The organism is Massilia sp. MS-15, assembly GCF_020176695.1.
In the GTDB taxonomy this organism is placed as follows: Bacteria; Pseudomonadota; Gammaproteobacteria; order Burkholderiales; family Burkholderiaceae_D; genus Telluria; species Telluria hydrophila.
In genome coordinates, this window is record NZ_JAIWIA010000001.1 from 254,483 (window position 1) to 274,543 (window position 20,061).

The 20,061-nt window shown below is 65.7% G+C and carries 20 protein-coding genes; 2 read left to right on the top strand and 18 right to left on the bottom strand.

The features are described 5' to 3' along the window. Nucleotides 1-111: 111 nt before the first annotated feature. On the bottom strand, nt 112-453 hold the full coding sequence (locus tag LCI23_RS01235) for a TfoX/Sxy family protein (protein ID WP_224942697.1): 342 nt from the start codon (nt 451-453) through the stop codon (nt 112-114). Between the two features lie 114 nt (nt 454-567). Between LCI23_RS01235 and LCI23_RS01240 the strand changes: the two genes are divergently transcribed. Then, nucleotides 568-1,014 (top strand): hypothetical protein, encoded by a 447-nt coding sequence (locus LCI23_RS01240; protein ID WP_224942699.1) that lies wholly within the window; start codon nt 568-570, stop codon nt 1,012-1,014. Between the two features lie 11 nt (nt 1,015-1,025). Here LCI23_RS01240 and LCI23_RS01245 read toward each other — a convergent pair whose 3' ends face one another. From LCI23_RS01245 to LCI23_RS01325, 17 genes are all read right to left on the bottom strand, one after another. After that, complete coding sequence (locus tag LCI23_RS01245; RefSeq protein ID WP_224942701.1) at nt 1,026-1,400, bottom strand: hypothetical protein; 375 nt, start codon at nt 1,398-1,400, stop codon at nt 1,026-1,028. 59 nt (nt 1,401-1,459) lie between these two features. Continuing rightward, nucleotides 1,460-4,558 carry an efflux RND transporter permease subunit gene (locus LCI23_RS01250; protein ID WP_224942703.1) on the bottom strand — a complete coding sequence of 1,033 codons (3,099 nt, stop codon included), beginning with the start codon at nt 4,556-4,558 and terminating at the stop codon, nt 1,460-1,462. 7 nt (nt 4,559-4,565) lie between these two features. Continuing rightward, complete coding sequence (locus LCI23_RS01255) at nt 4,566-5,675, bottom strand: efflux RND transporter periplasmic adaptor subunit (protein ID WP_224942704.1); 1,110 nt, start codon at nt 5,673-5,675, stop codon at nt 4,566-4,568. A gap of 2 nt (nt 5,676-5,677) precedes the next feature. Further along, entirely contained in the window at nt 5,678-6,232 is a 555-nt protein-coding gene (locus LCI23_RS01260; RefSeq protein ID WP_224942705.1) for a hypothetical protein, read from the bottom strand. Then, nucleotides 6,229-7,437 (bottom strand): TolC family protein, encoded by a 1,209-nt coding sequence (locus LCI23_RS01265; RefSeq protein ID WP_224942706.1) that lies wholly within the window; start codon nt 7,435-7,437, stop codon nt 6,229-6,231. The genes LCI23_RS01260 and LCI23_RS01265 overlap by 4 nt, the downstream gene beginning before the upstream one ends. 75 nt (nt 7,438-7,512) lie before the next feature. Further along, nucleotides 7,513-7,842 carry a hypothetical protein gene (locus tag LCI23_RS01270; protein ID WP_224942709.1) on the bottom strand — a complete coding sequence of 110 codons (330 nt, stop codon included), beginning with the start codon at nt 7,840-7,842 and terminating at the stop codon, nt 7,513-7,515. A 134-nt stretch (nt 7,843-7,976) separates the two neighbouring features. Continuing rightward, the gene (locus LCI23_RS01275) at nt 7,977-9,953 is read right to left on the bottom strand and encodes a TonB-dependent receptor (protein ID WP_224942710.1); all 1,977 of its coding nucleotides are present in this window, start codon (nt 9,951-9,953) and stop codon (nt 7,977-7,979) included. 82 nt (nt 9,954-10,035) lie between these two features. Further along, the gene (locus LCI23_RS01280; protein WP_224942712.1) at nt 10,036-10,374 is read right to left on the bottom strand and encodes a hypothetical protein; all 339 of its coding nucleotides are present in this window, start codon (nt 10,372-10,374) and stop codon (nt 10,036-10,038) included. Between the two features lie 87 nt (nt 10,375-10,461). Then, nucleotides 10,462-11,655, bottom strand: a complete 1,194-nt coding sequence (locus LCI23_RS01285; protein ID WP_224942714.1) for an alpha/beta fold hydrolase — start codon at nt 11,653-11,655, stop codon at nt 10,462-10,464. A 13-nt stretch (nt 11,656-11,668) separates the two neighbouring features. Then, entirely contained in the window at nt 11,669-12,073 is a 405-nt protein-coding gene (locus LCI23_RS01290; RefSeq protein ID WP_224942716.1) for a GFA family protein, read from the bottom strand. Between the two features lie 542 nt (nt 12,074-12,615). Then, a complete protein-coding gene (gene gltA, locus LCI23_RS01295; protein ID WP_224942726.1) occupies nt 12,616-13,917 on the bottom strand; it encodes a citrate synthase in 1,302 nt (433 codons plus the stop codon). A 61-nt stretch (nt 13,918-13,978) separates the two neighbouring features. Continuing rightward, nucleotides 13,979-14,281, bottom strand: coding sequence for a succinate dehydrogenase assembly factor 2 (locus tag LCI23_RS01300; RefSeq protein ID WP_374041130.1), 303 nt, complete (start codon nt 14,279-14,281; stop codon nt 13,979-13,981). Between the two features lie 194 nt (nt 14,282-14,475). Next, complete coding sequence (locus tag LCI23_RS01305; protein WP_224942728.1) at nt 14,476-15,186, bottom strand: succinate dehydrogenase iron-sulfur subunit; 711 nt, start codon at nt 15,184-15,186, stop codon at nt 14,476-14,478. A 54-nt stretch (nt 15,187-15,240) separates the two neighbouring features. Continuing rightward, nucleotides 15,241-17,019, bottom strand: coding sequence for a succinate dehydrogenase flavoprotein subunit (sdhA, locus tag LCI23_RS01310; protein ID WP_224942732.1), 1,779 nt, complete (start codon nt 17,017-17,019; stop codon nt 15,241-15,243). A gap of 2 nt (nt 17,020-17,021) precedes the next feature. Continuing rightward, nucleotides 17,022-17,390, bottom strand: coding sequence for a succinate dehydrogenase, hydrophobic membrane anchor protein (gene sdhD, locus LCI23_RS01315; RefSeq protein ID WP_224942734.1), 369 nt, complete (start codon nt 17,388-17,390; stop codon nt 17,022-17,024). A gap of 2 nt (nt 17,391-17,392) precedes the next feature. Beyond that, on the bottom strand, nt 17,393-17,806 hold the full coding sequence (gene sdhC, locus LCI23_RS01320) for a succinate dehydrogenase, cytochrome b556 subunit (protein ID WP_374041132.1): 414 nt from the start codon (nt 17,804-17,806) through the stop codon (nt 17,393-17,395). A gap of 210 nt (nt 17,807-18,016) precedes the next feature. After that, a complete protein-coding gene (locus LCI23_RS01325) occupies nt 18,017-18,781 on the bottom strand; it encodes a GntR family transcriptional regulator (protein WP_224942738.1) in 765 nt (254 codons plus the stop codon). 274 nt (nt 18,782-19,055) lie between these two features. On the opposite strand from LCI23_RS01325, the gene LCI23_RS01330 reads away from it, so the two are divergent. Then, nucleotides 19,056-20,045, top strand: a complete 990-nt coding sequence (locus LCI23_RS01330; RefSeq protein ID WP_224942740.1) for a malate dehydrogenase — start codon at nt 19,056-19,058, stop codon at nt 20,043-20,045. Nucleotides 20,046-20,061 lie beyond the last annotated feature (16 nt).

Consider the following 20,061-nt stretch of genomic DNA (forward strand, 5'->3'; position numbering starts at 1 on the left):
GGCGTGCGAAGGCCACACTGCATGTGAAAAATGCAAGGGCTTATGAATGGGATTCATGAATCCGGGGCACTTGTCAGTACACCCGGTCATGAAAGTAAGGCTGGCGGAGGTTTAGGTGGCGCGTTTCGCCGCCGGCGGCTTCTTCGGCTTCGGCAGCGGCATCAGGGCCGCGGTTTCCTCGATCAGGCGGCGCAGCGCCCCGGGATCGTCGAGCAGCTCGTCGGCGATCGGATGATCCTTGGCGCCCGGATACGGCGGCCCCTGCGGCAGGTCCGGCGCGAGGGTGGCGACTGCCTTCGAAGGCTTGATGAACAGGCTGTTGTCGCAGGCGAAGGCGACCACCTTGCCGTCCAGGTACAGGGCGTACTCGCCGAACAGCTTCTTGTGCGTGAGCCGGCTGCCGAATCCGGCCACTTCAATGACATAGTCGACGAAGCTTTTTTCAGTTCCCATCGGTACTCTTTCGATTTATCCGATCTACATAATCATGCAGCGCTTCATGCAGACTTAAGAATATGGCAATGCGTTCAGGTACAGTCGGCAGGCCATCAACTCTGCACTATACCGATGAAAGCCCGGTTCCTGACGATCCTCGTACCCCTCGCAACCGCCCCGGCGCTCCTGGTCCATGCGGATGCGCCGGATGCACGCAAGCCCGCGCCGTACGATTCCTTCGGAATACCGGCGGCAGCGCCTGCTGCGCCCGTATCCGGTGCGCGCCCCAGCGACGAAGCCATCAAGGCTGCCGTCCGCGCCACCCTGGACGACATGCCCTTGCGTGCCGTGCCGGGCGCCGGCGATGTACTCAGCAGCCGTCCCTACCGCGAATTCGCCCGCAAGTTCTCGGAAGCGAAGAAACCGCACTGCCTCGGCCCCGATCCACTCAAGCACCAGCCGCGCAGCTTCGTCGCCAAGACCCCGCTCGGCGACTATGTCTTCGGCGTCGGCGGCCTGTATGCCGCGCCTTTCTGGGCCGCCGCCATCTTGCGCGGCAAGTGCAGCTGGACCCGCTGAGCGCGGCGCGCTTACTTGACCGAGAAGCGCACGCTGACGGTCTTCTTGTCCGCGAAGCTCACCGCCGCCACGGCCTTGCTGCCCTTTTCCAGGCCTGCGTTGCCCTTCACGACCAGCAGGTTGTCGCCGCCCGATTCCAGCGGCAGCTCGGTCTTCCGGGTGCCCGTCAAGACGGTCAGGGTGCCGGTCGCGCCGGCGGTCGGCTTGTCCTTGCCGTGGTCGTCGACATAGATGGTGGCGCCGCCATCCTTGGCCACCAGCTCGAAGGACAGGTCGCCCGCGGTCTGCACGATGCCGCCGTGCTTGGGCTTGGCGCCGTGTGCGAGGGCCTGGCCGGACAGGACGAGGCCGGCCGCGATTGCTGCTACTGCAAAGATCTTCTTCATGTTCCTACTCCAGAAAGCATGTGGCGGCTCGGGATGGGCGCCGCCACTGGGCCCGTGCATCAATAGGTATCGCCGCCCTTCTCCGTCAGCAGGCGCTCCAGCGGGCGCCGCCCGAGCTTCCAGAAGATGAGCGGCGTGAGCAGCGAGTCGAGCAAGGTGGAGCTGATCAGGCCACCGAAGATGACGACCGCCACCGGATGCAGGATCTCCTTGCCCGACGCATCCGCCGCCAGCAGCAGCGGCGTCAGCGCAAAGGCGGCCACGAGGGCCGTCATCAGGACCGGCGTCAGGCGCTCGATCGAGCCGCGCACGATCATCGGCCATCCGAAGCTCTCGCCTTCGAACTTGCATAAATTGATGTAGTGGCTGATCTTGAGGATGCCGTTGCGCGTCGCGATGCCCGCCAGCGTGATGAAGCCGACCATCGAGGCCACCGACAGCGACACGCCCGCGATCCACATCGCGATCACGCTGCCGACCAGCGCAAACGGGATGTTGCCCATGATGATGAGCGCCAGCGCCCCCGAGCGGTAGCGCGAATACAGCACCAGGAAGATCATGAGCAGCGAACCGAGCGCCAGGCCCGCGATCAGGCGCTGCGACTGCTCCTGCGCCTGGAATTGCCCTTCCACGCTCACGAAGTAGCCGCCTGGCAGCCGGGTCTTCGCCACCGCCTGGCGCACGTCCTCGATGATGTGCGACATATTGGAGCCGTCCGTGTTCGCGTACACGACGATGCGGCGGCGCCCGTTCTCCCGGCCGATCTGGTTCGGGCCATCGCCCTCTTCCACCGTGGCGATGTCTGATAACGGGACCTGGCCCGCCGGGGTACTGAGCATCACGCGGCCCAGGTCCTGCGGCGAGCGATCCGCATCGGCCAGGCGCAGCACCAGGTCGTAGCGGCGCGCGCCGTCGATCACCTGGGTCACGCGCGTGCCTTCGGACAGCATTTGGAGCGCCTGCAGCACCTCGCCCGCGGCCAGGCCGTGCTGGGCCGCCTTGCGGTAGTCGATGCGCACCTTCACCTGCGGGATCAGGACCTGGCGCTCGACCGACAGGTCGACCAGGCCCGGCACGCCGGACAAGCGGGCGCGCAGGCCCTCGGCCAGGCCGCGCAGGGTGTCGATGTCGTCGCCGTAGATCTTGACCGCAATCTGCGCGCGCACGCCCGACAGCAGGTGGTCCAGGCGGTGCGAGATCGGCTGGCCGATCGCCACCGATGCCGGAATGCTGGCGAGCTGGTTTCGGATGCTGGCCATCACCTCCTCGCGGCTGCGTCTTGATGCCTTCAGGTCGATCTCGAACTCGGACGAATGCACGCCCTCGGCATGCTCGTCCAGCTCGGCGCGGCCGGTACGGCGCCCGACCTTGGTCACTTCCGGCACCTGGGCGATCAGGGTCTCGGCCAGCGCGCCCATGCGGTTGGCCTCCGCCAGCGAGGTCCCGGGCGTGAGGGTCATGCCCATCACCAGCGAGCCCTCGTTGAAGGCCGGCAGGAAGGCGCGCGGGAAGAAGGGCACCGAGGCCGCGGCCAGCAGCACCACGAGCAGCGCGGCGCCCAGCACCGGGCGGATGCGCGGCAGCGACCATGCCAGGGCGGCCGTGTCCCAGGCCTTCAGGCGGCGCACGATCGGGCTGTCGCCGCGATGCAGGCGCTTCATCTTCGGCAGCAGGTAGTAGGCCAGCACCGGCGTGACCGTCATCGACACCAGCATCGAGGCCAGGATCGAGGCGATGTAGGCGATGCCGAGCGGCGCGAACAGGCGGCCCTCGATGCCCGGCAGCGCGAACAGCGGGATGAACACCAGCACCACGATCACGGTGGCGTAGACGATCCCCGAGCGCACCTCGACCGAGGCGTGCCAGATCGTCTCCAGCACCGAATGTCCCGTCTTGTCGCGCTCCTTCAGGCGCCGCATGATGTTCTCGACGTCGACCACCGCATCGTCGACCAGCTCGCCGATCGCGATCGCCAGCCCACCCAGCGTCATCACGTTGATCGACTGGCCCAGCAGGTGGAAGGCCAGCGCCGTCACCGCCAGCGACAGCGGGATCGCCACCAGCGAAATCACCGTGGTGCGCGCGCTCAGCAGGAAGGCGAACAGCACGATCGCCACCAGGATGGCGCCGTCGCGCAAGGCTTCCACCACGTTGCCGACGCCGGCTTCGATGAAGTTCGCCTGGCGGAACAGCACCACGGGCTGCGAGATGCCGGCCGGCAGGCCTTGCTTCAGTTCCGCCAGCGCGCCCTCGATGTCGCGCGTCAGGCGCACGGTGTCGCCGTCGGGCTGCTTCTGCACGCTGACGATCACCGCCGGCTTGCCGTTCATGCCGGCGTCGCCGCGCTTGAAGGCCGGTGCGTAGGCGACGTCGGCGACCTGCTCGAGCAGCACCGGCATGCCCTTGCGGTAGGCCACCGCCAGGCCCTTGACGTCTTCCAGGCGCGTGGTGCGTCCCAGGTTGCGGATCAGGTACTCGCGGTTGTTCAGGTCGATGAAGCCGCCGCTGGTATTGGCCGCAAAGCCGCGCAGCGCGCCCAATACCTGTTCCAGCGAGACGCCGAACTGCGCCATGCGCGCGGTGTCCGGCTGCACGCGCAGCTGGCGCACTTCGCCGCCGATCGGGATCACCTGCGACACGCCGGGAATCGACAGCAGGCGCGGACGCAGCACGAAGTCGGCGTACTCGCGCGCCTTCATGGGGTCGGTCCTAGCCACGTCGATGGGCAGCGCGATCAGCATGATCTCGCCCATGATCGAGGACACCGGTCCCATCATCGGCGAGATATCGCCGGGCAGCCCTTCCTTCACCAGGCCCAGGCGCTCGGACACGAGCTGGCGGTTGCGGTAGACATCAAGGCCCCAGTCGAACTCCGCATACACGAGGGACAGGCCGACGCCCGACACCGAGCGCACCCGGGTCACCCCCGGCATGCCGTTGAGCGAGGTCTCGATCGGGAAAGACACCAGCTGCTCGACTTCCTCGGGCGCCATGCCGCCGGCCTCGGTGAGCACCGTGACGACCGGCTTGTTCAGGTCGGGGAACACGTCCACCGGGGTGCGCGAGGCCGTATAGGCCCCGTAGACCATCAGCAGCAGCGCCGCCGCCAAGACGAACAGGCGGTTGCGCAGGCTGAATCGAACGATTGCATTGAACATGGGCCGCCTACCGGATCTGGTTGATCAGGGAGGTGCCCTCGATCACGACCCGGTTGTCGGGGCTGAGCCCCCGGGTCACGATCACGGTACCGGCATCGATCGGCGTCGTCTCCACCGGCAGCGCGATGAAGCGCTGGGCCCCTAGCTTGATCCACACCACCGTTTCGTTGGCCTGGTTGCGCGCCAGCGCCGACGCCGGCAGGGCGATGCCCTTCACGGTCGTGTTCAGCTTGGCCAGCACGACGACAGGCTGCCCGACCGCGAGATCAAGTGACTTGCCCTGCGCCCGGAAGTTCAGCGGCACCGCGCCCTCGCGCAGGCTGCGCCCTCCTCCGAGCAGCGTGAGCTGGACATCGCCCACTTCCAGCAGGCTGGCGCTGCTGATCCTGCGCGCCAGCGAAGCGTCGGTGGCCAGGGCCTCGACCAGCATGCGTTGCGGATCGACGATCTCGAACAGCACCTCGTGCGGCTCCACCATCTGGCCGTTGAGCACCGCCGCGCTGGCGACGATGCCGCTTGCCGGGGCGACGACGTTCTCCACGCCGCCGATCGACCGGGCTACCGCACGCTCGCGGCCGATGTTGGCCGCCAGTTCGGCGCGCGCCGCCTCGACCTCCTTGGCCGGCACCACGCCTTCCAGCGATTCCAGGCGCCGGACGCGCTGTTCCAGCAGCGCGCGGGAAGCGCGCAGGGCCGCCAGTTCGGCCGCCTGGTTGCCGCGTTCGATGGCGTCGCCGATCGGACGCAGGCGTGCCAGCACCTGCCCTTTCACCACGCGCTGCCCAGGCACCGGCAGGCCCTTCGGCCCCGGGGCGATCTGGCCCGCGAACGGGGCCTGCACCCGGCCGCCCGCGTTCGGGTCGATGGCGGCGCGGCCGTTGAGCTGGACGGTGTGCGCGTACTCGCCCTCTTTCACCATCAGGGTGCGCACGCCCATGCGGCGCTGCGCCAGCTTCGGCACGTTGACGCTGCCGTCCGGCAGGCGTGCCAGGCCGCTGGCCGTGCCGGCGGCCTTCTCGTCGAGGTGCTCGCCGTTGGGGCCATGGGCGCCGGGCGAAGCCAGCAGGGAAGTCGTGAAAAGGGCGGCGAGGAGGCCGATCACAATGCGATGTTTCATGTTCAGGCTTCCTTGCGTTGGCGCATGCGGCGCACGGCGAATACGGCGGCGATGAGGACGAGGGCCGCGCTGGCCGCCAGCAGCCACGGGCTCCACGCCGCGTGATCGTGATCGTGGTCCAGCTCGTCGAGCGCTTGCGCCACCTGCAGCGTTCCTTCCAACAGGTCGCTCTCCTCCCCTGCAACGAGGGTGAACAGCAGCGGATGCGCGCCCGGCCTGGAAATCGCGGCGAGCAAGGCCGGATCGTCGACGGCGTAGTCGCCCATGTCGGCATGGAAGGTGGCTTTCGCCTTGAGGTTCTTGTACTGGACTTCCAGCACGCCGTTCAGGACCGGCTCGTTGGTCTCGTAGCGGTCGATCATGATCGACAGTTCGCCACCCGAGAGCTGGCCCACCAGCTCGAAGGCTTCGGTAAAGGTTTCGACGCGCGGCAGCACGGCGCCCGCGCTTGCTGCCGGGGCGTCGAGGTGTTCGCCGTTCGGCCCGTGCGCGCCGGGGCCGGCCAGTGCCGGCGACATGGCCAGCATGGCGGCAAGGAACAGGGTCAGGATGTTCATGGAAGGATTCCTCGTGCTTGATTGAGTTGCGCATGGGCGTGCCCGACTGCGACTTGTTGCTGGGCCACGGCGACGTCGGCCTCATGGGTCAGTGCGCGCGAGCGCAGCAGGTCGGCGAGGCCGCGTTCACCCTGGCGGAAGGCCTTTTCGAACAGGGCCGTGTGCTCGTGCAGCGCCTTGGCGCGGGCGATGGCGTCGTTCAGGGCCGTGCTGGCATTCGCCAGGCGTGCGCGGGCGACGGCGAGGTCGGCGCCGCTGGCGGCCTGCGCCTCGGCCGCTTCGGCTGCCGCGGTCGCAATCGCGGTCTGGGCCTGGGCCTCGACGCTGCGGTTGCGCGCGGCGCTGCCGAACGGAATTTGCAGGGCCACGCCGACGCTGCGCACCGGTTCACCCAGCATGCGCTCTTCTTCACGGCGCACCGCCAGTGCGATGGTGGGCGGCGCGGAACGGTTGGCTTCAAGCAGGCGCAAGGCCGCGCGTGCACGCTGCTCGGACGCCTGGGCAGCAAGCAGGCGGACATTGGCGGGAGCACCGCTTTCCTGCAGCGGCTCCGGCTCGAGTGCGGGCAGTTCCGGCAGCCCGGTCAGGACCTGGAAGCGCGCCAAAGCCTCGGTGGCGGAGGTGCGCGCCTTGCCGACCTCGATGCGCGCGGCCAGCACTTCCTGGTCGGCCAGCAGCCCATCGCTGCGCGCCAGGTCGCCGGCCTCGACGCGGCGCCGCACTTCATTGGCCAGTTCTTCGAGGTGGTGCAGGTGGTCCTGCTTTTCTTCCAGCGTGACCTGGGCGCTTGCCGCTTCCCACATCCGGTCGCGCACCAGCCCGGCCACGGCCAGGCGGGTGGCGCTGAGATGAGCGGCCGCTTCATCGGTACCGCGCACCGCCAGCGCTTCGCGCGCAGCCTTCTGGCCCGGCAGCCAGAACGAGGACGAGACGGAAATCTCGGATTCGCGCTGCGCGCGTTCGGACCCGCTTTCGTCCCTCTTCTGGGACAGGCCGAGCGTGGGCGGCGTCGCCAGCCAGGAGCCGGCGACGGCGCGTGCCGCCGCGGCCTCGTTCTGGCGCGCTTCGATGGTGCGTGCGTCGGGCACGCGCTGCCAGGCGCCATCGACGGCTTGCTTGAGTGTGGCGGGAGGTGCTGCAAGCGCCCAGCATGGCAGGGCGAGCGCGGCACCTAAAAAGTAATACGACAGGCGGCGGGTGCGCATGTGTTCTCCATCGGTGAAGTTCGACATCTACCGAAGGGAAGCGCACGGGCGCGAGGAGCTCGCGCCAGTTGTTTGTCAGGCGTGCGTCATTCCCCCGGCGGCGTGGCCGGGGGCGTGGCGGGGCGGCTTTTGTGGCCCATCCAGGAAGGGTTCCGGCAGCGCCTTGGCAGCAGGTACGACCACGCTGGACAGCAGCTGTTCGGGCGGCACGATGAGCGCGGGAAGGAGCAGGTCGGCCGGTTGCGCGCAGGAATGGTGGTCCTGCGCATGGGCGAGCGATTGTTCGGATGCGTCGTAGTGCACCGAGCCGTCGTCTTCGTGGTGGTGGTGCAGGATGTTCTCGTCGTGCGCCACCGCGTGCGCCAGGCCGCCTGCGCCGTAGGCCTGCGACAAGGCACCCTGCATGGCGAAACCATACATGGGAAGACACAACAGCAGGAGGATGGAAATAATCCGGCGCAAAAGCTCACCTCGGGGAATTGCGCCGATTATAGCAGCGCGGCGGCCGGCGAACACCATGCCGGCCGCAACACCACCGCTTAAAACGCGGCGCGTACGCCCACGGTGAGGTTGCGTCCTGGCAGCGGCGCCACGTCCTTCAGCACCGAAGTCGAGATGCGGATGTCCTTGTCGAGCAGGTTCTTGCCGATGATGAACCAGGTCAGGTCGGCGTTGCGGAAGCGCTGGGTGTAGGACAGGTTGGCATCCAGCTGGGTGTAGGCCGGGGTCGGCGTCGTCTCAAACGAGGCAAGGCGCTCCTGCTTCAGCGCGCGCAGCACCGAGACGTTTGCGCGCAGCGCGCCCTGGCGGTAGCCGGCCTCGACGCCGATGCGCTTGGCCGGCTGCAGCGGCAGGCTGCCCGCATCAATCAGCGAGCCGCGCGACAGGTCGCCGAAGGCGCGCAGCGACAGGCCCTGCGTATGCGGGTGCCGGTTGTAGCTGATCTCGGCCTCCGCGCCGCGGATCGTCGCATCCGCCTGGCGGAAGATGCGCTCGCGCAGCTCGTCGCCCGGATTGCCCTCGTCGTCCAGCAGGGTATCGTTCACTTCACCGTAGATGAAGTCACGCACGCGGTTCTCGAACAGGTTTGCCTGCCAGCGAATCAGTCCAGTCACTTTGCGCAGCGAGATTTCCAGGTTGCGCGAGGTCTCCTTCTTGAAATTCGGGTTGCCGATGTCGTAGGTCAGGGTCGACTCGTGCGGGCCGCCCGAGTACAGCTCGTCGGTGCCTGGGGCGCGCTGGGCCACCGAGGCGGTCACGCCCACCGTGTAGTCGCGGGCGAGGGGCCAGATCGCGCCCGCCGACCAGGACAGCAGGTCGAAGCTGCGGCGCGGCGCGCTTCCTTCCGGTTCGCGCTTCACCGATTCCACCCGCACGCCGGCGTTCACCCGCGTCTTGCCGAACTGGCGCTGCTCGACCAGGAAGGCGGCATGGGTGCTTGAGTCCGTCACCGGTACCGTCGCCGATTCGCCGCTGTCCGCGCTCAGGCCGGAAAAGCGGGTGTGCTCGGTCTGGACGCCGAAGCTGCCTTCCCAGCCGCGTACGGGCTTGTGGCTCAGCTCCAGGCGCGTTTCCAGCGAGCGGTTCGAGAAGATGGTCTCCGGACCGCCCTCGCTATTCAACTCCATGTGGCCGTAGTCGGAATAGCCGGCCTTGAAGCGCAGCTTCTCGAAGCCCGCCATCGGCGCGTCCAGCTGGCCGTCGATGTCGTAGCGGGTCTGGTCGAGGTCGATCGTCGCGCCCTCGCCGCCCGGAATGCCGTAGTTCTTCTTCAGCGAACTGACCGAGGCGCCGAGGTAGCCGCGTTCCCCGATGATGGATGCGCCCGCGCCCAGCGTGTGCTGGCGCAGGGCGGAATTGAACAGCGTGTCGCTGTTCAAGGCGTCGGGGACATGGTAGTCGCCGGCCTTGCGCCCGCTGCCGTCGACGTGCAGCGCCACCTTGCCGCTCGACGCGTCTCCGGAGAAGGAGACGGCGCGGCCGTGGTCGACGCTGCTGTAGCGGGTTTCCACCACGCCGCTCGGCTTGTCGTGCAGCCCGGTCGGAATGCGTTCGTTGACGACGTTGACCAGGCCGCCGATCGCGCCGGAACCGTACAGCAGCGCCGCCGGGCCGCGCAGGATCTCGATCTGGCGCGCGGTGGGCGCTTCGCCGGTGACGGCATGGTCGTTCGACAGGCCGGACAGGTCCGACACCGACATGCCGTTTTCCAGCACCTTGACGCGGTTGCCTTCCAGGCCGCGGATGATCGGGCGCGAAGCGCCGGCACCGAAGGCCGAGGCCGACACGCCCAGTTCATTGCTCAGGGTGTCGCCGAGCGAACTTCCCAGCTTGCTGCGCAGCTCGTCGCCGGCCAGCACCTTGGCCGGCGTGAGGATCTGGTCGCCCTCGCCCGCCCCGAACGGGGTGGCGGTAACGACGACGGTGGCGACTGGCGGGTTCGCATTCTGGGCAAAGGAGAACGGCGCGAGGGCGGCGAGGGCCGCGCTCGCCAGGAGGGTACGCTGGACGTGCATGATACATTCCTTGGAACGGATACGGGACGGACGCGTGCGCGCGCGCGTGGCGGCGCAAACGGGTCGGGAGTTCAGGGTGCAGTCAGGTGAGAGGTGGTGCGCGCGAGGAGAAGTAAGGCGTCAAGGGCGCGTTCCAGGAATCGAACGCGGTCCACTGGGCCAGGATGCGGCAGGCAGGCAGGGCCGCCGTGCCGCAGGCCGGGGTGTGCAGCGCCGGAGACACCGTGGCGGCATCGTAGGCAAGGCAGGAGTGCTGGGCCGCCTTCAGGTCGGCGCTGGCCGCGCTGGCGGTCGGCGCGTGCTGGAAAGCGTGCGCGATCCGGTGCGCCAGGCCCTGCCAGTGCGCGAACGCCATCGCCAACGTCAGCATCAGGACGATGACGTAGCGGGCGCAGCGGATGCGTGGCAGTCGGGTGAACATCTGTCAGGACCATACCGGTTCGTGGCGGTTAGCCAGAGGCGGATAGTATAACGCAGTGACAAGGCCGGTGGAAACGACCTTGATCGGTCACCGCGGCGTGCCCTTGGCCGGCATGATGTCCATTTTCAGCGCATGCGGCGGGGCGCCGTTGGCCACCGGCCGCCTGGCCAGGTAGGCGCGTGCGGCCGCGTCGTTCTTCAGGTAGCCGTCCAGGAAGTTGAGGATGTACCTGGCGCCGAGGGTGTAGGCGAACGATACCTCGTCGGCCGTGTATTCCTTGTATTCGGCAGGATCGTCGAGGCGGACGTAGGCGGAGCCGAAATGGTGGTGCTCCATCGGATACATCGTCAGCAGGTAGACGTCGGCGTTGACCATGCCGCTGATGAAGCTGCCGCTCAGGTCTTCCTTGTAACGGATGGTGGATTCCATCGAGGCCGGCGTCTGCGCCAGGAACAGCAGCGGAGTCCTGAGCTTGTCGGGCCGGGCGTAGCTGGCCTGGGTCATGAGCCGGTTATAGTAGCGTACTGCGCCATCGATGCAGACCAGGGCCTTGATCCGCTCGTCCTTGCTGGCGGCGAGCACGTTGGCCAGTCCGCCCCAGCTGAAGCCCGCCACCGCCACCTGCTCCATGTCGGCCTGCGGCAGGGTGCGCGCATAGTCGATCAGGAAGCGTATATCGGCGGCCTGCAGTTCCGCGTGCATCAGGTCTTTCTTGATCCAGCGGCTGCTCAAGCCGACGGTGGGTGCGGAGATCACGATGTAGCCGTGGCTCGCCAGGTATTCGGCGATGTCCGCATTCTCGAAGGTGGTATTGTTGTAGCTAGGCGCGTAGATCACGACCGGGAACTTGCCGGCTTTCCGGACCGCGTCGCGCACGGCCCACATGCCGCGCCTGCGCTCGGCCGCGACCTGGGCGTCGCGCTTGCCCTCGGTGACCATCCGCAGCCAGGCGTCCACCGTACGCGCCTGCTCTTTCGGCGACGCATCCGGATCGGTTTCCCATCCGACCAGCTGCAGGTAGTCGTCGAAGCGGACCGGCTGGCCGCCCTTTTCGGCCGGATACCAGATCACCGTCTGCAGGGGCCGGCCGCGCTTGTCCTCTTTCGCGAACACGCTGGCCAGCGCGCCCTGCTTCGGCGTGAACGTGCGCGTGCGGTCGACCTGCTTGACGTAGCGGACCCCGACGCCGTGCGGGCCGGGCGTGTTCGAGAAGGTGAACAGGCTCTTGGCCTGGCTCGCCGAACAGATCAGGAAAACGACGAGGCACAGGATGAGGCGCATGGAAGTCCTTGGTTCAAGGCGAGTTGCGGTCGGCGGGATGGTTGACGCCGTCGTTGGTCGGGACCTGCTCCAGGTCGTAGGGATTCACGCCTTCCAGGCAGCCGACGTTGTAGCCGTATTGCTGCGGATTGGAGCGCCGCTGGTGGTGGGTGTAGACGCCGCAGACCGAGCAGAAGTAATGTTTTGCCGTCAGGGTGTTGAACTGGTAGAGCGTCAAGACGTCCTCGCCCTTGACGATGCGGATGCCGTATGGCGGCACCGAGGCGACGATGGCGCCCTTGCGGCGGCAGATCGAGCAGTCGCAGCGGCGCGGGTTCTCGATGCCGTTGGGGAGACTCAGTTCGAGTTCCACCGCGCCGCAATCGCAGCTCGCCTTGTGCTTCGGCTGAATGATGGTCGGTCCGACTTGCTTGATCATCCTGATTCTCCTTCTGCTATCCAATCGAGCATCGCGGACCCGACGCCACTGGCGGCCAGCACGATGGCCGTGAAGCCGATCGCGAAGAGGCCGAAGACCAGCCAATTCTCGGATGCGAAAATGGTCGATACCTCGGTATGCGCAGGGTCGTAGCGGACCGTGAATCTCTTCAGGCCAAGGACGTTCCTTCGGGCCGCCTCGTGCGGACGACGGGCGCTGGATATTTGACCACCACCTGATATACCCTGGTGTTGTTGGCGTAGCGGGATTCGCCGACGCATTTCTCCTGCCGTGTGTCGGTGCAGGCCAGCTGCGCGCCGCAAGTCCGGTACGGACCTGGCGTACCCCTGCAGACAAGATGAGGATGCCGGCTCATGACATGGCGCCAGCATCGAGACGATCAGGATCGTGGCGAAAATTCATGGCTACGATGATGCCAGTTTCCAAGGACAGAAAATGCTCGGAAAGTCACACCCGGGCATGCCGCCAATGCGAAAAAAAAGCGGACCGAAGTCCGCTTTCTGGTGATGCCGCGTTACCGATCAGCGCTTGTCCATCCCCGGCACGTCGCGCACCGGCGAACCCACGAACAGCTGGCGCGGGCGACCGATCTTCTGTTCCGGATCGGCGATCATTTCGTTCCACTGGGCGATCCAGCCGATGGTACGGGCCATCGCGAAGATGCCGGTGAACAGCGAGACCGGGATGCCCAGGGCCGACTGCACGATGCCCGAGTAGAAGTCGACGTTCGGGTACAGCTTGCGCGAGACGAAGTATTCGTCGTTCAGCGCGATCTTTTCCAGTTCCATCGCCAGCTTGAACAGCGGATCGTCCTGCAGGCCCAGCTCGTTCAGCACTTCGTGGCAGGTTTCGCGCATCAGCTTGGCGCGCGGGTCGAAGTTCTTGTAGACGCGGTGACCGAAGCCCATCAGCTTCACGCCCGAGTTCTTGTCCTTGACCTTCTCGATGAAGGCCGGGATGTTCTCGACCGAGCCGATTTCCTTCAGCATGGTCAGTGCGGCTTCGTTGGCGCCGCCGTGCGCCGGGCCCCACAGGCAGGCGATACCGGCAGCGATACAGGCGAACGGGTTGGCGCCCGACGAACCGGCCAGGCGGACGGTCGAGGTCGACGCGTTCTGCTCGTGGTCGGCGTGCAGGATCAGGATGCGGTCCAGGGCGCGCACCAGCACGTCGTTGACCTTGTACTCTTCGCACGGGTTGGCGAACATCATGTACATGAAGTTGGCGCTGTACGACAGGTCGTTGCGCGGGTACATGAACGGCTGGCCGACCGAGTACTTGTAGGCCATGGCGACCAGGGTCGGCAGCTTGGCGATCAGGCGGATGGCCGAGATCTCGCGCTGCTTGGCGTCGTTGATGTCCAGCGAGTCGTGGTAGAACGAGGCCAGGGCGCCGACGGTGCCGACCAGCACCGACATTGGGTGCGCGTCGCGGCGGAAGCCGCGGAAGAAGAAGTTCATCTGCTCGTGGATCATCGTGTGCTTGGTCACGGTGTCGTCGAACTTTTTCTTCTGCTCGGCGTTCGGCAGTTCGCCGTTCAGCAGCAGGTAGCAGGTTTCCAGGAAGTCGCAGTTGACGGCCAGCTGCTCGATCGGGTAGCCGCGGTACAGCAGCTCGCCCTTGTCACCGTCGATGTAGGTGATCTTCGAATTGCACGAGGCGGTCGACATGAAGCCAGGGTCGTAGGTGAACTTGCCGGTCTGGCCGTACAGCTTGCGGATGTCGATGACGTCCGGGCCGATGGTGCCCTTGTAGATCGGCATGTCGATCGACGGGCTGCCGTCGGAGAACGACAGGGTGGCTTTGGTATCAGAGATATTCATGGCACTTCCTTCTTGTGGGAGTGGGATCTAAAAACAAATAACGGCTTATCTGGTCCGCTCGTCAGGCTTGCCGCAGGCGCACCAGGAGGGCGCGCACGTGCGGCAGGTCGACCTCGCCTTCGGGCTCGGTGCGGCCCAGCAGCAGGTCCATCAGCGGATTGTCCGCCAGGTCCAGCAGGCGGGTCAGCGCATCGACGTCCTCGTCGCTCAGTTCCTCCTCGTGCGCATCCAGGAAGCGCGTGAGGATCAGATCGTTCTCGAGCAGGCCGCGGCGCGCGCGCCAGCGCAGGCGGGCACGGTTGGCGGGGTCGGATTGATGCGTTTTCACTTGAGTCCGTTGTTGGGTCAACATCATACTCCGCATGCCGGGATTAGGCAGTACGGTACTTTTACTGTATTGGCGGCATCTTTACTGAACGATGCTGCTAGTTGCTACTGGTTGCTGCAGCTTGTTGAACGCGTGGGCGGGAGACCCGCCCACCCTACGAACATCGTGATACCCGTAGGGTGGGCGGCTTGTCCGCCCACGCGTTCAAATCACGTCCGAGAAAACGCGAGTTAAATCGCGCGACGCACCAGCAGTTCCTTGATCTTGCCGATCGCCTTGTTCGGATTCAGGCCCTTCGGGCACACATCCGTGCAATTCATGATCGAGTGGCAGCGGAACAGGCGGTACGGGTCTTCCAGGTTGTCCAGGCGCTCGTTGGTGGCTTCGTCGCGCGAGTCGGCGATGAAGCGGTAGGCCTGCAGCAGGCCGGCCGGACCGACGAACTTGTCCGGGTTCCACCAGAACGACGGGCAGGAGGTCGAGCAGCAGGCGCACAGGATGCACTCGTACAGGCCGTCGAGCTCTTCGCGCTCTTCCGGCGACTGCAGGCGCTCCTTCTCCGGCTTGATCGAGTCGTTGATCAGGAACGGCTTGATCGAGTGGTACTGCTTGAAGAAGTTGGTCATGTCCACGATCAGGTCGCGGATCACCGGCAGGCCCGGCAGAGGACGCAGCACGATCGGCTGGGTCAGCTCGTTCAGGTTGGTGGTGCAGGCCAGGCCGTTCTTGCCGTTGATGTTCATCGCATCCGAACCGCACACGCCTTCGCGGCAGGAGCGGCGCAGCGACAGCGAGTCGTCGACGTCGGACTTGATGCGCTGCAGGGCGTCGAGCAGCATCTTGTCGGTGTCTTTCAGCTCGACGGTGATGTCTTGCATGTAAGGCTTCGAATCCTTGTCCGGATCGTAGCGGTAAATCTTGAGTTGGACGGTGCGTGCCATGTTTTACCTATCTCGTCACGGCCGGGACGCGGGTCCCGGCCACAAAAATTTTTGTTAGAAAGTACGTGGTTTCGGCTTGAAGGTGTCGACGGTCAGCGGCTTCTGCACCACGGCCTTGTACTCGAGGCGGTTGTTCTCCGAGAACCAGAGGGTGTGCTTCATCCAGTTCTCGTCGTCGCGCTGCTCGTAGTCGCTGTGGGCGTGGGCGCCGCGCGATTCCTTGCGCGCCGCGGCCGAGACGATGGTCGCCTTCGCGGTCTCGATCAGGTTGTCCAGTTCCAGCGCTTCCACGCGGGCCATGTTGAACACCTTCGACTTGTCCTTGAACGAGACGTGCTTGCGGCGCTCGTCAAGCTTCATGATTTCCTTGACGCCCTGGTTCAGCAGTTCGTCGGTACGGAACACGCCGCAGTACTTCTGCATCGTGGCGCGGATGTCGTTGGCCACGCCCTGCACCTTTTCGCCGCCGGTCGAGGTTTCGAGGCGGTTCAGGCGGTCCATGGCGAAGTCGGCCGCATCCTTCGGCAGGGCCTTGTTGACCTTCTGCTTCAGGTTCGAGGCCACCACGTGGTTGCCGGCCGCGCGGCCGAACACCACCAGGTCGAGCAGCGAGTTGGTGCCCAGGCGGTTGGCGCCGTGGACCGACACGCAGGCGCATTCGCCGATCGCGTACAGGCCGTTCACGATCTTCTGGCCGCCAGTGCCGTCCGGAGCCACAACCTGGCCGTGGATGTTGGTCGGGATGCCGCCCATCTGGTAGTGGATGGTCGGGACGACCGGGATCGGTTCCTTGGTGGCGTCGACGTTGGCGAACTTGTGGCCGATTTCCAGGATCGACGGCAGGCGCTTCTCGATGGTGTCCTTGCCGATGTGGCGCAGGTCGAGCAGCACGTGGTCCTTGTTCGGACCGCAGCCGCGGCCTTCCTTGATTTCCTGGTCCATCGAGCGCGAGACGAAGTCGCGCGGCGCCAGGTCCTTCAGGGTCGGCGCGTAGCGCTCCATGAAGCGTTCGCCGTTCGAGTTGATCAGGATACCGCCCTCGCCGCGCACGCCCTCGGTGATGAGAACCCCCGCGCCGGACACGCCGGTCGGGTGGAACTGCCAGAACTCCATGTCCTGCAGCGGCAGGCCGGCGCGTGCCGCCATGCCCATGCCGTCGCCGGTATTGATGAAGGCGTTGGTCGATGCGGCGAAGATGCGCCCTGCCCCGCCGGTGGCGAAGATGGTGGTCTTCGCTTCCAGGATCATCACGTCGCCGGTTTCCATTTCCAGGGCCACCACGCCGACCACGTCGCCGTCGGCGTCGCGCACCAGGTCGAGGGCCATCCACTCGACGAAGAAGTGGGTGCGGGCACGGACATTGCGCTGGTACAGGGTGTGCAACAGGGCGTGGCCGGTACGGTCAGCGGCCGCGCAGGCGCGCTGGACCGGCTTCTCGCCGAAGTTCGCAGTATGGCCGCCGAACGGACGCTGGTAGATGGTGCCGTCCGGGTTACGGTCGAAAGGCATGCCGAAGTGTTCGAGTTCGTACACGACCTTCGGGGCTTCGCGGCACATGAATTCGATTGCGTCCTGGTCGCCCAGGTAATCGCCACCCTTGACGGTGTCGAACATGTGCCAGTACCAGTCGTCTTCGCTCATGTTGCCCAGCGAAGCACCGATGCCGCCCTGGGCAGCCACGGTGTGCGAACGGGTCGGGAACACTTTCGACAGCACCGCCACGTTCAGGCCGGCTTCGGCCAGCTGCAGCGATGCGCGCATGCCGGAACCACCGGCGCCAACGATGACCGCGTCGAAGCGGCGGGTAGGGATTGCGGTTTTAATTGCTGCCACGATTACACACTCCAGAGAATTTGCACGGTCCAGGCGGCGGAGGCGATCAGCCAGAAGATCGTCGCCAGCATCAGGATCAGGCGCAGGCCTGCCGATTTGATGTAGTCCATCCAGATGTCGCGGATGCCGACCCAGGCGTGGTAGAACAGGCCCAGGAAGGTCACCAGCGCGAACAGCTTGAACCACTGGCGGGCGAACAGGCCGGCCCAGCCTTCATACGTGAAATTCTGGCCGGTCAGGAAGGAGACCAGGAGGACGACCGTGAACACGGCCATCACGATGGCGGTGACGCGCTGCGCCAGCCAGTCCTTGACGCCATAGTGGGCGCCGACGACGAGGCGGCGCGGTCCGATATTATTCTTGTTTGCCATGATTAAAAGACTCCGAACAGTTTCAGTGCAACGAGCGCGGTCAGCACCAGGCTGATGATCAGCACCCAGCGCGCGGTCTTCTGGGCGGCGTCCTTGTCCAGGGCCAGGTGGTTGTCCATGAACAGGTGGCGCACGCCGGCGACGAAGTGGTGCAGGTAAGCCCAGGACAGGCCCAGGATGATGATCTTCGCGAACGGGTTGCCCACGACACCGCGGAAGTGCTCGAACGAGATTTCCGACAGCAGGCTTTCCTGCAGCAGGTAGAGCAGGAACGGCAGGAACAGGAACAGGCCGGCGCCGCTGACGCGGTGCAGGATCGACACGATGGCCGATGGCGGCATGCGATATTTACCAGTAATATCCCCAATGCCAACGTTGCGGAACTCCGGCCGCCCTTTTTTTGCAGCTTCTCTCACGGCTTCGGACATGTAACACCTCCCTTATGACAACAGATTTTAGTGAACCCTTCATTTTCGCCGATTTTGTGACGGGGCACCAAGCATCTGCATGCAGACAGTCGGGACATCCCTGCGGCGAACCGGGCACTGTTCGTCGCTTACCCAAAACCAACTTATTTTAATCGCTCCGTGCGATCCCTGCAGGGGCTACCGCCCTATGGTCATCTCTTATGACAACTCGTTTTGATAATGGTGACGCGCCGTCGAATAAATCCCGCGCCGCAGTTCCACCGGCTTGTCTCCATAGCTGAACGACACCCGGTCCGCGCACAGCAGCGGTGTTCCTTCCGCCACCTTCAGGTGCTCGGCCGCCACCGGGTCCGCCGCCACCGCGCGGATCTTTTCGGTGGCCCGGATCATGCGCGTGCCGAATTCCGACTCGAACAGGCCATACATCGGCCCCTTGTACTCGACCAGGCGCTCCGCCGTCAGGCCCTTGAACAGCTGGCCCGGCAGCCACAGCTCTTCCAGGATGGTCGGCACCCCGTCGAAGGACTGCACGCGCTTGATGTACACGACGGCGTCGCCCGATTTCAGCTCGAGCAGGCGCGCGACCTCGGCCGTGGCGCGGATGCGCAGCACGGCGATGAAGCGGTTGTCGGGATGGTGGGGGACGCCCTCGTCGGGCATCAGGCGCAGGAAACGGAAGTGCGCGCGCTCTTCCGCATGGGTGGCAACAAAAGTGCCCTTGCCCTGGCGGCGCACCACCAGGTTCTCGGCGGCCAGCTCGTCGATGGCCTTGCGCACCGTGCCCTGGCTGACCTTGAAGCGGCCGGCCAGCTCGACTTCGCTCGGCATCATCTCGCCCGGCTTCCATTCGCCCGACTGCAGGCTCTGGGTGATCAGGGCCTTGATTTGCTGGTACAACGGACGGAACGACGGCGATGCGTCGGTGCCGGCCGCATCGCTGCTGTTGGGCGAAAGGGGGTTCATAGACCGTGATTTCACCACAAAACAAGCATGGCCGTCCAGTACGTATCGCTCGACACATGTGTCTTATATAAGACATATGATATGAATTGACAGATAGAACACCGGAGGCATAAACTCGCGGTCGGCCTGGAGCTCCGCGCCTGCCCCGACGCATGCGCGCGATATCCAATTGACAGCTTGCCGCTTTTGGTATCATTGCAGCTTTCCCCGGCGGCCGCCGCGGAAAACCGGCACCCGGCTCGACCGTTTTCATTTCCCACTTTGGAGATTCATCATGGCTAAAACCCCTATGCGCGTCGCCGTCACCGGCGCGGCCGGCCAGATCGGCTATTCCCTGCTGTTCCGCATCGCCAACGGCGACATGCTGGGCAAGGACCAGCCGGTCATCCTGCAGCTGCTGGAAATCGACAACGAAAAGGCACAGAAGGCGCTCAAGGGCGTCATGATGGAGATCGACGACTGCGCATTCCCGCTGCTGGCCGGCATGACCGCCCACGCCGACCCGATGACCGCCTTCAAGGATGCCGACGTGGCCCTGCTGGTCGGCGCCCGTCCGCGCGGCCCTGGCATGGAACGCAAGGACCTGCTGGAAGCCAACGCCCAGATCTTCACCGTGCAGGGCAAGGCGCTGGACGCCGTCGCCTCGCGTGACGTGAAAGTGCTGGTGGTCGGCAACCCGGCCAACACCAACGCCTACATCGCCATGAAGTCGGCCCCGAACCTGCCTAGCAAGAACTTCACCGCCATGCTGCGCCTGGACCACAACCGCGCGCTGTCGCAGATCGCCGCCAAGACCGGCAAGCCGGTCGGCGCCATCGAGAAGCTGGCCGTGTGGGGCAACCACTCGCCGACCATGTACGCCGACTACCGCTTCGCCACCGTGGACGGCGCTTCGGTCAAGGACATGATCAACGACGACGTCTGGAACCGCGACACCTTCCTGCCGACCGTCGGCAAGCGCGGCGCCGCCATCATCGACGCGCGCGGCGCCTCGTCGGCCGCTTCGGCCGCCAACGCAGCGATCGACCACGTGCGTGACTGGGTGCTGGGCACCGGCGGCAAGTGGACCACCATGGGCATCCCGTCGGACGGCTCGTACGGCATCCCGGAAGGCACCATGTTCGGCTTCCCGGTCACCTGCGACAAGGGCGAGTACAGCATCGTCCAGGGCCTGGACATCGACGCCTTCTCGCAGGAACGCATCAACCTGACGCTGAAGGAACTCGAAGAAGAGAAGGCCGGCGTCGCACATCTGCTGGGCTAAGCCGGCGCCAGCAGGA